Source organism: Streptomyces thermocarboxydus (assembly GCF_024760485.1).
GTDB lineage: Bacteria > Actinomycetota > Actinomycetes > Streptomycetales > Streptomycetaceae > Streptomyces > Streptomyces cellulosae.
In genome coordinates this window covers 4877915-4892535 of sequence record NZ_CP058273.1, presented here as the reverse complement: position 1 = coordinate 4892535, position 14621 = coordinate 4877915, and the positions used below count along the sequence as shown (strand labels likewise).

At 71.8% G+C, this 14621-nt stretch carries 12 protein-coding genes; all 12 read right to left on the bottom strand.

The genetic code is table 11. The features are described from left to right. Positions 1-54: 54 nt before the first annotated feature. The 12 genes from AY578_RS22710 to nrtL all read right to left on the bottom strand — a co-directional run bounded on the left by AY578_RS22710 (position 55) and on the right by nrtL (position 14613). On the bottom strand, positions 55-735 hold the full coding sequence (locus tag AY578_RS22710) for an arsenate reductase/protein-tyrosine-phosphatase family protein (protein ID WP_019524092.1): 681 nt from the start codon (positions 733-735) through the stop codon (positions 55-57). Next, entirely contained in the window at positions 732-1379 is a 648-nt protein-coding gene (locus AY578_RS22705; protein ID WP_019524093.1) for an L-threonylcarbamoyladenylate synthase, read from the bottom strand. The genes AY578_RS22710 and AY578_RS22705 overlap by 4 nt, the downstream gene beginning before the upstream one ends. A 56-nt stretch (positions 1380-1435) precedes the next feature. Then, on the bottom strand, positions 1436-2281 hold the full coding sequence (gene prmC, locus AY578_RS22700) for a peptide chain release factor N(5)-glutamine methyltransferase (protein ID WP_019524094.1): 846 nt from the start codon (positions 2279-2281) through the stop codon (positions 1436-1438). A gap of 26 nt (positions 2282-2307) precedes the next feature. Continuing rightward, positions 2308-3375, bottom strand: coding sequence for a peptide chain release factor 1 (gene prfA / locus AY578_RS22695; protein WP_019524095.1), 1068 nt, complete (start codon positions 3373-3375; stop codon positions 2308-2310). 109 nt (positions 3376-3484) lie between these two features. Then, positions 3485-3706 carry a 50S ribosomal protein L31 gene (gene rpmE, locus AY578_RS22690; protein ID WP_006130146.1) on the bottom strand — a complete coding sequence of 74 codons (222 nt, stop codon included), beginning with the start codon at positions 3704-3706 and terminating at the stop codon, positions 3485-3487. A gap of 169 nt (positions 3707-3875) precedes the next feature. After that, positions 3876-5639, bottom strand: coding sequence for a trypsin-like serine protease (locus AY578_RS22685; RefSeq protein ID WP_137210306.1), 1764 nt, complete (start codon positions 5637-5639; stop codon positions 3876-3878). A 177-nt stretch (positions 5640-5816) separates the two neighbouring features. Next, positions 5817-7847 carry a transcription termination factor Rho gene (gene rho, locus AY578_RS22680; RefSeq protein ID WP_028961086.1) on the bottom strand — a complete coding sequence of 677 codons (2031 nt, stop codon included), beginning with the start codon at positions 7845-7847 and terminating at the stop codon, positions 5817-5819. Between the two features lie 418 nt (positions 7848-8265). Beyond that, positions 8266-9183 carry a homoserine kinase gene (thrB, locus tag AY578_RS22675; protein WP_019524098.1) on the bottom strand — a complete coding sequence of 306 codons (918 nt, stop codon included), beginning with the start codon at positions 9181-9183 and terminating at the stop codon, positions 8266-8268. A 395-nt stretch (positions 9184-9578) separates the two neighbouring features. Further along, complete coding sequence (thrC, locus tag AY578_RS22670; RefSeq protein ID WP_019524099.1) at positions 9579-10637, bottom strand: threonine synthase; 1059 nt, start codon at positions 10635-10637, stop codon at positions 9579-9581. Positions 10638-10643: 6 nt separating this feature from the next. Then, a complete protein-coding gene (locus AY578_RS22665; RefSeq protein WP_019524100.1) occupies positions 10644-11936 on the bottom strand; it encodes a homoserine dehydrogenase in 1293 nt (430 codons plus the stop codon). 209 nt (positions 11937-12145) lie between these two features. Continuing rightward, entirely contained in the window at positions 12146-13537 is a 1392-nt protein-coding gene (gene lysA, locus AY578_RS22660; protein WP_019524101.1) for a diaminopimelate decarboxylase, read from the bottom strand. Between the two features lie 17 nt (positions 13538-13554). Further along, entirely contained in the window at positions 13555-14613 is a 1059-nt protein-coding gene (nrtL, locus tag AY578_RS22655) for an ArgS-related anticodon-binding protein NrtL (RefSeq protein WP_258904982.1), read from the bottom strand. Positions 14614-14621 lie beyond the last annotated feature (8 nt).

The window sequence follows — 14621 nt, the reverse complement described above, 5'->3', positions numbered from 1 at the left end:
CCCGTCCCGGTGCGCCCGAGTTCTTGCATCCGCCCCGCGGGCGCCGCCCGGCGCTCAGGTCCGCGCGGGCACTCCGGTCAGCGCCGTGACCACGGGGTCCAGCGCCTGGTGTATCTCGTCGCCGATCGACCGGAAGAAAGTCAGCGGGGCGCCGTACGGGTCGTGCACCTCGTCGGCCTCGGCGGTGGGCGCGAGCAGCCAGCCGCGCAGCGCGGCGGCCGCGCGGACCAGGGCGCGGGCGCGGACGACCAGGCCGTCCTCCAGGGGCGGCAGGGTGGCCGGGTCGATGGCGTTCACCAGGCGGGTGAACTCCTTGAGCGTGAAGGTGCGCAGGCCCGCCGAGTGGCCCATGGAGATGACCTGGGCGCGGTGGTCGCGGGTCGCGGTCAGCACGAGGTCGGCGCGGATGACGTGCTCGTCGAGCAGTTCCCGGCCGGTGAAGCCGGAGGCGTCCGCGCCGTACTCCGCGAGGACGGTCTCCGCGTGGGCCTCCATGGGGGCGCCCTCGTGGCCCCAGGTGCCGGCGCTCTCGACGACGAGACCGCCGCCGAGGACGCCCAGGCGCTGGTGCACGAAATGCCGGGTCAGCCGCTCGGTGATGGGCGACCGGCACACGTTTCCGGTGCTGACGTGGAGGATCCGGAAGGTGTCGCGCGGGAGCCCTACGAAGGTGGTCGTGATCTCCGCGGCCCGTTCCCCGTTGCCTATGCCACGCCCCGCCTCAGGGGCCGTCAATTCGCCACCTCGAGATCGGGTACCACCTTGCGCAGCTCGTCGGGCGAGAGCGCGCCCTCGCGCAGCAGCACGGGCACCGGGCGGGTGACGTCGACGATGGAGGACGGCACGTTGCCCGGGGTGGGACCGCCGTCCAGGTACACGGAGACGGAGTCGCCGAGCATCTCCTGCGCGGCGTCGCAGTTCTCCGGCGCCGGGTGGCCGGTGAGGTTGGCGGAGGACACGGCCATCGGGCCGACCTCGGTGAGCAGCTCGATGGCGACCGGGTGCAGCGGCATGCGCACCGCGACCGTGCCGCGGGTGTCGCCGAGGTCCCACTGGAGGGACGGCTGGTGGCGGGCGACCAGGGTCAGCGCGCCCGGCCAGAAGGCGTCGACCAGCTCCCAGGCCATCTCGGAGAAGTCCGTGACCAGGCCGTGCAGGGTGTTCGGGGAGCCGATGAGGACGGGCGTGGGCATGTTGCGGCCGCGGCCCTTGGCCTGGAGCAGGTCGGCGACGGCGTCCGAGCTGAAGGCGTCGGCGCCGATGCCGTACACGGTGTCCGTCGGCAGCACCACGAGCTCGCCCCGGCGCACGGCGGACGCGGCTTCACGCAGACCGGTCGCGCGGTCGGTCGCGTCGTTGGTGTCGTATCGCCGAGCCATTTAGCGGGCCTCCTCGTACGGGTGCTGCTGGGGGGATGAAGTATGCGCCAGGACGGTCACGGCAGCGCCTTGCGGGCGGTGGCGAACCGGGGGCGGTTGTTGAGGTCGGGGTGGTCGGCCGCGTCGGTCCAGCCGCGGTCCTCGGCGAAGATCCACGGCACCTGGCCGCCCTGGGTGTCGGCGTGCTCGACGACGACCACGCCGCCGGGGCGCAGCAGCCGGTGCGCGGTGCGCTCCAGGCCGCGGATCAGTTCGAGGCCGTCCTCGCCGGAGAACAGGGCCAGTTCGGGGTCGTAGTCGCGGGCCTCGGGGGCGACGTACTCCCACTCGGTGAGCGGGATGTACGGCGGGTTGGAGACCACCAGGTCGACCTGGCCGTCGAGGTCCGGGAAGGCCGTCAGGGCGTCGCCCTGGCGCAGTTCGACCCTGGACCCCTCCATGTTCTTGCGGGTCCACCTCAGGGCGTCCTCGGACAGCTCCACGGCGTACACGCGGGACCGGGGGACCTCCTGGGCGAGGGCGAGCGCGATCGCGCCGGAGCCGGTGCACAGGTCGACGATGCACGGCTCGACCACGTCCATGGCGCGCACCGCGTCTATGGCCCAGCCGACGACCGACTCGGTCTCCGGGCGGGGCACGAAGACGCCGGGGCCGACCTGGAGCTCCAGGTAGCGGAAGTACGCCCGTCCGGTGATGTGCTGGAGCGGCTCGCGCGCCTCGCGGCGGGCGATGACCTCCCAGTAGCGGGCGTCGAAGTCCGTGTCCTTGACCGTGTGCAGCTCGCCGCGCTTGACGCCGTGCACGAACGCGGCGAGCTCCTCCGCGTCGGTGCGCGGCGAGGGCACGCCCGCGTCGGCGAGCCGCTGGGTGGCCTGGGCCACCTCGGCGAGCAGCAGGTTCACTGGTCCTCCGGACTGTCTTCGGGTGCTTAGGCGGCGGCGAGCTTGGCGGCCGAGTCCGCGTCGACGCAGGCCTGGATCACCGCGTCGAGGTCGCCGTCCAGGACCTGGTCCAGGTTGTACGCCTTGAAGCCGACGCGGTGGTCCGAGATGCGGTTCTCCGGATAGTTGTACGTCCGGATCTTCTCGGAGCGGTCGACGGTGCGGACCTGGCTGCGGCGGGCGTCGGCGGCCTCGCGCTCCGCCTCCTCCTGTGCCATGGCGAGGAGCCTGGAGCGCAGGATACGCAGGGCCTGCTCCTTGTTCTGCAGCTGGCTCTTCTCGTTCTGGCAGGAGGCGACGACGCCGGTCGGGAGGTGCGTGATGCGCACGGCGGAGTCGGTGGTGTTCACCGACTGCCCGCCGGGTCCTGACGAGCGGTAGACGTCGATGCGCAGGTCGTTCGGGTTGATCTCCACGTCGACCTCCTCGGCCTCCGGGGTGACCAGGACGCCCGCGGCGGAGGTGTGGATGCGGCCCTGCGACTCGGTGGCCGGCACACGCTGCACGCGGTGCACGCCGCCCTCGTACTTCAGCCGGGCCCACACGCCCTGGCCGGGCTCGGTCTGCCCGCGGGACTTCACCGCGACCTGGACGTCCTTGTAGCCGCCCAGCTCGGACTCGGTGGCGTCGATGATCTCGGTCTTCCAGCCGACGCGCTCGGCGTAGCGCAGGTACATGCGCAGCAGGTCGCCCGCGAACAGGGCGGACTCGTCGCCGCCGGCGCCCGCCTTGATCTCGAGGATGACGTCCTTGTCGTCGCTGGGGTCGCGCGGGACCAGCAGCAGCCGCAGCTTCTCGGTGAGCTCCTCGCGCTGCTGCTCGAGGTCCTTGACCTCGGCGGCGAAGTCCGGGTCGTCGGCGGCCAGTTCGCGCGCGGCCTCGATGTCGCCGCCGGTCTGCTTCCAGGAGCGGTACGTGGCGACGATCGGGGTGAGTTCGGCGTAGCGCTTGTTCAGCTTGCGCGCGCCTGCCTGGTCGGCGTGGACCGACGGGTCGGCGAGCTTCTTCTCCAGGTCGGCGTGCTCGGCGACGAGTTCCTCGACGGCCTCGAACATGGTGGGCTCCTGCTGCTGGTACGGGGGTGAAGGGGCGGGCGACCAAAAACGCCGGTCCCGGCCTGCCCCCGGGCGGGGACGCGGCCGTGGACCGGCGAATCGGTGCTCGCTACTTCTTGGAGCCGGCAGCCTTGCCGAAGCGGGCCTCGAAGCGGGCCACACGGCCACCGGTGTCGAGGATCTTCTGCTTGCCCGTGTAGAACGGGTGGCACTCGGAGCAGACCTCGGCGCGGATGTTGCCGCTGGAGATCGTGCTGCGGGTGGTGAACGACGCGCCGCAGGTGCAGCTGACCTGCGTCTCGACGTACTCGGGGTGGATGTCGCGCTTCAAGGTGTCTCCTAGGTTTCGGGAGGGCGCCGGGTCGCCGCCCGCGGGATGCGGGAGCGTGAACCGGGGCCGACGTACCAGTCTGCCAGGACTGGGGCCGTCTCCCAAAACGGGGGTGGCCCCGGGAAACATTCCCGGGGCCACCTCTCGGTCCTGCGGACGTGCGGCGGGCTCAGCCCAGTACGTCGTACTGCTGGTAACCCGTGCCCATGGACAGCCGTGCCGAGAAGAACGGCGCGGCGCCTCGGCCGGTGCCCCGGTACAGGTACATCGTGCCGCTCGGGGTGCGGGCCAGCAGGTCCGCCTTCCCGTCGCCGCTGACGTCCCCGACCGTGACGATCGCGTTGTACGTGGTGCTCTTCCACGTGGCCAGCTTGGTCCGGCCCGTGAAGGAGCCGGAGCCGGCCTTGCCGGTGCCCTTGTACAGGTACAGGTCGCCGGTGGAGCGGACACGGGCCACGAGGTCCGTGCGGCCGTCACCGGTGAAGTCGCCGTGGCCGCGCAGGACGTCGAACCCGGCCCAGCCCGTGCCCGTCTTCAGACGGGCCGAGAAGGTGCCGTTGCCCTTGCCCGGGTAGGTCCACAGCACGCCCGCCGAGTCCACCATCAGCAGGTCGGGCAGGTAGTCGCCGGTCACGTCACCGGGGGTGACGATCTGGCGGACGGACTTCCAGCCGGTGCTGAGCCGCTTGGTGGCCCAGCTGTCGCTGGAGATCACGTAGTGCGCCCAGTACAGGGACCCGTCCGTGGCGCGGTAGACGAGGTCCTGGTAGCCGTCACGGTCGAGGTCGGTCTGGAGGACGACGTTGACGCCCCTCCAGTCACCCCACGCCTCCTGGGCGGCGAACTTGGAGCTCAGCGAGTTCCGGGAGTACCCGACACCCGTGGACTTCTTGCGGGCCCACAGGTCGGCGCGGTGGTCGCCGTTGATGTCGGTGTCGTCGATGCGCGGGTAGGTGACGCCGACGTAGCTCGTCACCTTGGTGAAGACGCCGTAGGCGCCCTTCGCCACGCAGTCCTGGACACCCCAGGAGACGACGCCCACGATCCGGTTGTTGACCACCAGCGGACCACCGGAGTCGCCGTTGCAGGCGGTGGTGGTGCCGGCGTCGCTGCCGGTGGCCGGCGCGCCCGCGCAGACCATGTGACCGCGGACGTAGTCGCTGCCCCAGGCGCCGCCGCAGGTGGCGTCGGACTGGATCGGCAGCGTCGCCGTCTTCAGGTACTCGGAGATCTCGTTGTTGGTGGAGCTGGTGCGCCCCCAGCCGTAGACCCGGGCGTTGGTCCCGGCCGTGTACGACGCGGTGTCACCCGCGGTCGTCATGCGCAGCGGCGTGGCCTTCACCGGCACCGGCAGCGTGAGCACCGCGATGTCGTTGTCGATGGCGGCCGCGTTGTACGCCGGGTTGTTCCACTGCCGCCAGACACCGGAGACGGTGCCGCCGTGCAGGTCGCCGTCGGCGGACGGCAGCTGGGTGGCGCCCGTGACGACGGCGCCGTTGAGGTACCAGTTGTACCCCTTGACGCAGTGCGCGGCGGTGAGGATCTTCGTCGGCGCGACGACGGTGCCGCCGCAGAAGAAGCCCTCGCCGGTGTACGGGTCGTAGTAGTGCAGCTGCGCCATCCAGGGCGCCGCGGAGATCGTGGTGGTGGTGCCACCGATGATCTTCGCGTCGATGCCGGAGCCGGCCTTGCCGCTCGTGCTGAGCGACGCCTTCTCCTTGGCCCCGGCGGCCTCGTCCGCGGCCATCGCCTTGACGACGCGGCTGATCAGCTCGGACCGGGACGGTGTCTCCGTCGCCGGAGTGACGTTCGGCCGGGGCAGCCCGGGCGACGCCTGGGCCGCCGGCGCCGACAGCAGCGCCGCTCCGACGGCCACGGCGGCACCGGCCGCGGCCACGGCGAACCGGCGTCTGCGACGGCCGGGTCCGGACATGGGTGTAACCATGCAATTCCCCCCTCGGGATGCGGAGTTCGAGCGTCGAACCCTGTTCGGGGACGGCTCGAAGCCCCGTGATCGTACACCTGTCCGACGACAGTTGTGTACGAAAAACGGCCGCCCCGTGAAGGGACGGCCGTTCGCGTGCCCGCGGGGGCCCGGAAGAAGGTGACGTCAGTCGCCGTTGCCCGGCGTCGGCGTCGTCTTCTGGATCTGCATCAGGAACTCGACGTTCGACTTCGTCTGCTTCATCTTGTCGAGGAGCAGCTCGATCGCCTGCTGCTGGTCGAGCGCGTGCAGCACCCGGCGCAGCTTCCAGACGACCGCCAGCTCCTCGTTGCCGAGCAGGATCTCTTCCTTACGCGTACCGGACGCGTCGACGTCCACCGCGGGGAAGATGCGCTTGTCGGCGAGCTTCCGGTCGAGCTTGAGCTCCATGTTGCCGGTGCCCTTGAACTCCTCGAAGATCACCTCGTCCATGCGGGACCCGGTGTCCACCAGGGCGGTGGCGAGGATGGTCAGCGAGCCGCCGTCCTCGATGTTGCGGGCCGCACCGAAGAAGCGCTTCGGCGGGTACAGGGCGGTCGAGTCGACACCACCGGAGAGGATGCGGCCGGAGGCCGGGGCGGCGAGGTTGTACGCACGGCCCAGACGCGTGATCGAGTCGAGCAGCACGACCACGTCGTGACCCAGCTCCACCAGACGCTTGGCGCGCTCGATGGCGAGCTCGGCGACCGTGGTGTGGTCCTCGGCCGGGCGGTCGAAGGTCGAGGAGATGACCTCGCCCTTCACCGACCGCTGCATGTCGGTGACCTCTTCCGGACGCTCGTCGACGAGGACGACCATCAGGTGGCACTCGGGGTTGTTGTGCGTGATCGCGTTGGCGATCGCCTGCATGATCATGGTCTTGCCGGTCTTCGGCGGGGCCACGATCAGACCGCGCTGGCCCTTACCGATGGGCGACACGAGGTCGATGATCCGCGTGGTCAGCACGCCCGGGTCGGTCTCCAGACGGAGGCGGTCCTGCGGGTAGAGCGGGGTCAGCTTGTTGAACTCCGGGCGGCCGCGGCCGTGTTCGGGCGCCATGCCGTTGACGGAGTCCAGGCGGACCAGCGCGTTGAACTTCTCGCGCCGCTCGCCTTCCTTGGGCTGACGGACCGCGCCGGTGATGTGGTCGCCCTTGCGCAGGCCGTTCTTGCGGACCTGGGCGAGGGAGACGTACACGTCGTTCGGGCCCGGCAGGTAGCCGGAGGTGCGGATGAAGGCGTAGTTGTCGAGGATGTCCAGGATGCCCGCGACCGGGATCAGGACGTCGTCCTCGTTGATCTGCGGCTCCTGCACGTCGTCGCGGCCACGGCGGCCACGGCGGTCGCGGTAGCGGCCGCGACGGCCACGGCGGCCGCCTCCGTCGTCGTCGTACCCGTCGTCCTGGCGGCCCCCGCCGCCCTGCTGGTTCTGCTGACGGCCGCCGCCCTGGTTCTGCTGCTGGTCGTCGCCCTTGTTGCGGCGGTCGCCACGGTCACCGCGGTCACCACGGTCACGGTCACGGCCACGCTCACGGCGGTCGCGGCGGCGGCCCTCGCCGCCCTCCTGGTCGGACTTGCCGTCGCCCTGCTGGTTCTGCTGCTGGCCCGCGGCGTCGGACTTGGTCTCGGTCTTCGCCTCGGCCGTGACCGTCTCGGCCGGAGCGCCCGCGTCGGCGGTGGCGCGACGGCGGCGGCGCTCGGGGGCGCCCTCCGCGGCCTGCTCGGCCTGCTCGGCGGCGGAGGCCTTCGGCGAGGGCTGGCCGGGGATCTCGATCTGCTGCTGGGCCGCGGCCTTGTCGGCGGGCGCCTGCTCGTCCTTGGCCTCGGTCTTCTTCTCGGCCTTCTCGGCCGTGTCACCCGTGCGCGTGCGGGAGGTGGCGCGGCGCTTCGGCTTCTCGGCGGACTCGGCCTTGGCCGGGGCGTCCCCGGAAGGGGTGCCTCCACCGGCGGCCTGCGCCTCCTTGATGACCTCGATCAGCTGGCTCTTGCGCATACGCGCCGTGCCCCTGATGCCGAGGCCGGTTGCGACCTGCTGCAGCTCGGCCAGCACCATGCCCTCGAGGCCGGTACCGCGGCGCCGCCGGGAGCCGGCACCGGAGGCAGGCGCGGAAGCGTCCGTGGCGGGCGCGGCAGCGGTCTCCTCGACACGTGCGCCCATCAGATCGGTGGTGTCGCTCACGAAGGGTCCTTCCCTGGAGCGGACGTCGGCCTGTCTGGCTCGGCGACCGGTTGTGCTGTCCGGCATCGTTCCCTGATGTGTGGACCGTGCCGGGGCGGTTGTCCGCCTGCGCGGCGGAAGAGATATCTGGTGATGGCGCTACCTCGAGCCGTGGCACCCGGTGTCACGTGGCGTGGTCGCACCGATTCCGAAGCTCCCCCAGAGGGGGTGCCCCCACCTGCGGGCCGTTCAGTGTCCGCGTACGACGTACTGCCCGCGTACGTAGCAGTGAACACAGTGCGGCTTGGGGAGCTCCCGGAAGAATGTCTGTCCCGGACGGGGACACGAGGCACCTCGCCATGGTGGGGTCGGGTGCAGACTTGAGGTTAACACTACCGGATCCAACAAACATTCCCCCTCTCGAAATCCGGCAACCGTGTCAGGTCGCGAGCGGAAGGACGCTCGCTCCCTGGACGTCCAGGCTCAGCCGGTTGGCGGCCCAGTCGGCGCCGGCGAGCGCTTCGACCTTGTCGGCCGTGCCCGCGTCGGCCAGCGCCATGACCGTGGGTCCGGCGCCGGAGATGACCGCGGGGATGCCGTCCCCGCGCAGCCGCTCCACCAGTGCGGCGCTCTCCGGCATGGCCGGGGCGCGGTACTCCTGGTGCAGGCGGTCCTCGGTGGCGGGCAGCAGCAGCTCGGGGCGCCGGGTGAGGGCCTCGACGAGCAGGGCGGCGCGGCCCGCGTTGGCGGCGGCGTCGACGTGCGGCACGGTGCGCGGGAGCAGTCCGCGCGCGGTCTCGGTGAGTACCGGCTTCGCGGGCACGAAAACCACCGGAACGATGGAATCGGCGGGCTCCATCCTGATCGCCCGGGCGGCGCCGCCCTCCATCCAGGACAGGGTGAAACCGCCGAGGAGGCAGGCCGCGACGTTGTCGGGGTGGCCCTCGATCTCGGTGGCCAGCTCGAGCAGCGCGGTGTCGTCGAGCTTGGCCTCGGCGCCTATGGTCACGGCGCGGGCGGCGACGATCCCGGCGCAGATGGCGGCCGAGGAGGAGCCGAGGCCCCGGCCGTGCGGGATGCGGTTGGCGCAGACGATCTCGAGACCGCGCGGCTGCCCGCCGAGCAGGTCGAAGGCGGTGCGCAGGGAACGTACGAGAAGGTGGCTCTCGTCCCGCGGGAGGGTCTCGCTGCCCTCACCCGCGATGTCGATGTGCAGCCCGGAGTCGGCCACCCGGACGACCACGTCGTCGTAGAGCCCCAGCGACAGGCCGAGGGCGTCGAAGCCCGGGCCGAGGTTGGCGCTGGTGGCGGGGACGCGCACCCGGACGGCGGCGGCGCGGAACGCGGGACCGGCCATCGCTCGAAGACTCTCCTGTAGCTGCGTGGACTGTCGAATGACATTCGATGGACATTCGATGGCGTACGAGAACCCTGGGGCCGCCGCCGACCGGGCTGGCCGGCCGCTGCCGGGCCGTCCCGGGTCACTGGCGGGACCCTGGGGACGGCGCACTGCCGCGGCATATGCGGCGGGCGGGTTCCCTACAGCCTATCGAAGGAAGGTTCACCTGCGACATAGGGCGCACAGGAGGCGCACGATGCGTGTCGCAAGCCCCCTGTGCACCCCCTGTGGGGAGCGTCCCCGGGCAGGCGCGTCCTTACGCCGTTTGTGCGGTTCGCGGCGGCGGAAGCGCGCGGCTTCCGCCACCGCGGAGCACGGGGACCGGCGGGCCGGACGGCACCGGGTGCCGCGGGTCAGACGAGACCCAGCCGCTGGGCGGCGGTCGCGGCGTCGACCGGGACGGTGACCGGCTGCGGGGCGCCGGCGACGGCCCAGTCGGGGTCCTTCAGACCGTTGCCGGTGACCGTGCAGACGATCGTCTGGCCCGGGTCGACCCGGCCCTGCTCGGCGGCCTTCAGCAGACCGGCGACCGACGCGGCGGACGCGGGCTCGACGAAGACGCCCTCCCGGGAGGCCAGCAGCCGGTAGGCGCGCAGGATCTCACGGTCCGTCACCTCGTCGATGCGGCCGCCGGATTCGTCCCGCGCGGCGAGCGCGAACTGCCACGAGGCGGGGTTGCCGATACGGATCGCGGTGGCGATCGTCGAGGGGTCCTTGACGACCTCACCGCGCACGATCGGGGCGCTGCCGGAGGCCTGGAAGCCCCACATGCGCGGGGTGCGGGAGGCGACGCCGTCGGCGGCGTACTCCTTGTAGCCCTTCCAGTACGCGGTGATGTTGCCCGCGTTGCCCACCGGCAGGACGTGGATGTCGGGGGCGTCGCCCAGCATGTCCACGATCTCGAAGGCGGCGGTCTTCTGACCCTCGATGCGCACCGGATTGACCGAATTGACCAGCGCCACCGGGTAGTTGTCGCTGAGCGAGCGGGCCAGCGTGAGGCAGTCGTCGAAGTTGCCGTCGACCTGGAGGATCTTCGCGCCGTGCACGAGGGCCTGGCCCATCTTGCCCAGCGCGATCTTGCCCTGCGGCACCAGCACGGCGGAGACCATGCCGGCCCGCACGCCGTACGCGGCGGCGGAGGCGGAGGTGTTGCCCGTGGAGGCGCAGATGACCGCCTTCGCGCCCTCCTCCTTCGCCTTGGAGATGGCCATCGTCATGCCGCGGTCCTTGAAGGACCCTGTCGGGTTCGCCCCCTCGACCTTGAGGTGGACCTCGCAGCCGGTGCGCTCGGAGAGCACCTGCGCGGGCACGAGCGGCGTACCGCCCTCACGGAGCGTCACGACCGGCGTGGTGTCCGACACCGGAAGCCGGTCCCGGTACTCCTCGATGATTCCGCGCCACTGGTGGGTCATTGCTGGTTACTCTCCTTCAACCCGCATGATGCTGGCGACACCACGCACGGTGTCGAGCTTGCGCAACGCCTCCACGGTCCCGCCGAGGGCCGCGTCGGACGCACGGTGGGTGACGACGACGAGCGACGCCTCCCCGTCCTTGCCTTGCTGGCGGACCGTGTCGATCGAGACACCGTGCTCCGCGAAAACGGTGGCGACCTGGGCGAGAACACCCGGTTTGTCGGCCACGTCCAGGCTGATGTGGTAGCGCGTGACGACCTCGCCCATGGGCGAGACGGGCAGCGCCGCGTAGGCGGACTCGCCGGGGCCGGTGGTGCCGCCGAGCCGGTTGCGGCCGACGGCGACCAGGTCGCCGAGCACGGCGGAGGCGGTCGGGGAGCCGCCCGCGCCGGGACCGTAGAACATCAGCTGCCCGGAGGCGTCGGACTCGACGAACACGGCGTTGTAGGCGCCGCGCACGGAGGCCAGCGGGTGGCTGAGCGGGATCATCGCCGGGTGCACGCGCGCGGTGACCGACCGGCCGTCCTCGGCCCGCTCGCAGATGGCGAGCAGCTTGATGGTGCAGCCCATCTCCTTGGCGGAGGCGAAGTCCGCGGCCGTCACCTCGGTCATGCCCTCGCGGTGGACGTCGTCGAGGCGCACACGGGTGTGGAAGGCGATCCCGGCGAGGATGGCGGCCTTGGCGGCGGCGTCGAAGCCCTCGACGTCGGCGGTCGGGTCGGCCTCGGCGTACCCGAGGGCGGTGGCCTCGTCGAGGGCCTCCTGGTAACCCGCCCCCGTGCTGTCCATCTTGTCGAGGATGAAGTTGGTGGTGCCGTTGACGATGCCGAGCACCCGGTTGACCTTGTCGCCGGCGAGGGACTCGCGCAGCGGGCGGATCAGCGGGATGGCGCCGGCCACGGCGGCCTCGTAGTAGAGGTCCTTGCCGTGCTCCTCGGCGGCGGCGTGCAGCGCGGCGCCGTCCTGGGCGAGGAGGGCCTTGTTGGCGGAGACCACGGAGGCGCCGTGCTCGAAGGCGGTGGTGATGAGGGTCCGGGCGGGCTCGATGCCGCCGATGACCTCCACGACGATGTCGAGGTCGCCGCGTTTGACCAGCGCGGTCGCGTCGGTGGTGATCAGCGCGGGGTCGATGCCCTCGCGTACCTTGTCCGGCCGCCGTACGGCCACGCCTGCGAGCTCGACCGGGGCGCCGATACGGGCGGCGAGGTCGTCGGCGTGCGTCGTCATGATGCGCGCCACCTCTGAGCCGACCACTCCACAGCCCAGCAGCGCCACCTTCAGCGGACGCGTACGCATCATCCGACCTCGTTTCCTGATTACCGTCTCGGTTGCACCAGTCTCACTCACCGAACGGGACTTTCTGTGCAAAGTCCGGATCGTGAGACATCTATTTCATTTCCATGACCGCGCCGGCGAAAGATCTTCCGCCGGCGCGGATCCCTGTCCGGGGCCCTTCTTGGGGGCCCTTCTCCGGGGCCCTTCTCCGGGGGCCCTTCTCAGGGGGCCTCTCAGCCGACGTCGAGCCGGAGCAGGTCCTCCTCCGTCTCACGCCGGACGATGACGCGCGCCTGGCCGTCCTTCACCGCGACCACCGGCGGCCGCAGCACATGGTTGTAGTTGCTGGCCATGGACCGGCAGTACGCCCCGGTCGCCGGCACGGCGATGAGGTCGCCCGGCGCCAGGTCCCCCGGCAGGAACGCGTCCTTCACCACGATGTCACCGCTCTCGCAGTGCTTGCCGACGACCCGCGTGAGCATGGGCTCGGCGTCGGAGGAGCGGGAGACGAGGGCGACGCTGTACTCGGCGTCGTACAGGGCGGTGCGGATGTTGTCCGACATCCCGCCGTCGACGGACACGTAGGTGCGCAGCCCTTCGAGCGGCTTGACGGTGCCGACCTCGTAGAGCGTGAAGGCGGTGGGGCCCACGATGGCGCGCCCCGGCTCGACGGAGATGCGGGGCGTGCGCAGCTTCGCCGCTTCGCACTCACGGGTGACGATCTCGCTGAGCGCCTTGGCGATCTCGTGGGGCTCGCGGGGGTCGTCGTCGCTGGTGTACGCGATGCCGAGGCCGCCGCCGAGGTCGATCTCGGGCAGCTCGACGCCGTGCTCGTCGCGGATGTCCTTCAGCAGGCCGACGACGCGGTGCGCGGCGACCTCGAAGCCGGACATGTCGAAGATCTGCGAGCCGATGTGCGAGTGGATGCCGATGACCTCGAGGCTGTCGAGCTGCAGCGCGCGCCGCACGGCCTCGGCGGCCTGACCGCCGGCCAGCGGGATGCCGAACTTCTGGTCCTCGTGGGCGGTGGCGATGAACTCGTGGGTGTGCGCCTCGACGCCGACGGTGACGCGGATCTGCACGCGCTGCCGCGTGCCCAGCTCACGGGCGATGTGGGCGACGCGGACGATCTCCTGGAAGGAGTCGAGCACGATGCGCCCCACCCCGGCCTCGACGGCGCGGCGGATCTCGGCGGCGGACTTGTTGTTGCCGTGGAAGGCGATGCGCTCGGCGGGCATCCCGGCGGACAGGGCGGTGGCCAGCTCGCCGCCGGAGCAGACGTCGAGGTTCAGCCCTTCCTCGTTCAGCCAGCGCACGACGGCCCGGGACAGGAACGCCTTGCCGGCGTAGAACACGTCGGCGTTCTCGCCGAAGGCGGTGCGCCAGGCGCGGGCCCGGGAGCGGAAGTCGTCCTCGTCGAGGACGTAGGCGGGGGTGCCGTACTCCTCGGCGAGCCGCTTGACGTCGATCCCGCCGACGGTGAGGACCCCGTGCTCGTCACGGGTGACGGTCTGGGACCACACCTTGGGGTCGAGGGCGTTGAGGTCGGCGGGCGGCGCGGAGTAGTGCCCCTCGGGGAGGACGTCGGCGTGACGGGGCCCGGCGGGGTGTGCGGAACGGCTCATGGCAGGTCTTGGGCTTCCTAGAGATGTTCGGGTGCGTCGATGCCGAGCAGGGTGAGGCCGCCGGCCAGCACCGTCCCGGCGGCTTCGGCGAGGGCGAGCCGGGCACGGTGGGCGGCCGAGGGTTTCTCGTCGCCGAGAGGCAGGACGGAGGGCAGCAGGGGCGCGAGCGCGTCGGCGACGGCGACGAGGTGCCGGGCGAGCCGGTCGGGGGCGCGGTGGGCGGCGGTGGCGGCGAGGACGCGGGGGTGGTCGGCGAGGGTGTGGAGGAGGGCGTCCACGTCTGTGCCGACGGGGCCGGGGTCGGGGGTGAAGCCGAGGTCGGCGGCGTTGCGGAGGAGGGCGCGGGTACGGGCGTGTGCGTACCGGACGCGGAAGAGGGGGTTGGTCTCGCGCTGGGCGAGGTGCTGGTCGTCCTGGCCGCCGCCGAGGTGGGGGCGGTCGTGCGGGGCGGGGTGGAGGAGAGCCCAGCGGGCGGCGTCGCGGCCGAGGGGGGTGGGGTCGGCGGGGGCGGGGGGGGGGGGGCGGGGGCGGGGGGGGTCCCTGCCGGGCCGTACGTGGATGTCTTCGGGTACGCCGAGGATGCGGACCCAGGCGTCCTCGGGCGGGCGGGTGCAGTGCAGCTGGGGGCGGGCGCCCTGGGACCGCAGCACGCGGGCGACGGAGTCCATGAGAACGAGGGCGCGGACCTCGGGGGCGGCGTGGAGCTCGATCGTCTGCCCGGCGAGGGCGTCGCTGTGCCCGTACCGGGGGCCGGCGCGGAGGATGTCGCCAACGAGGCGGGCGTCGGAGCCGCCGGCGAGGGAGATGTTGAGAAACCCGGGTCCGGTGACGACGACGTCGCTGATGCCGTCGGCGTGGAGGAGGCGGGTACGCAGCACCTCGGCGACGGCGGGGGCGGGCTGTCCGGCCGGGCGGGCGAGCTGGAGGGCGACGTTGGTGGCGTAGTCGCCGCAGCCACCGGACCCGGGGGGAGCGACGACGACCCGCTCGGGCACCACGGCCACGGCGAGTTCTCCCTCGTCGACGGCACGACGCACCGCGTGCAGCACGGTGCGGGAGAGCTCGACGGGGGTCACGGGACAAG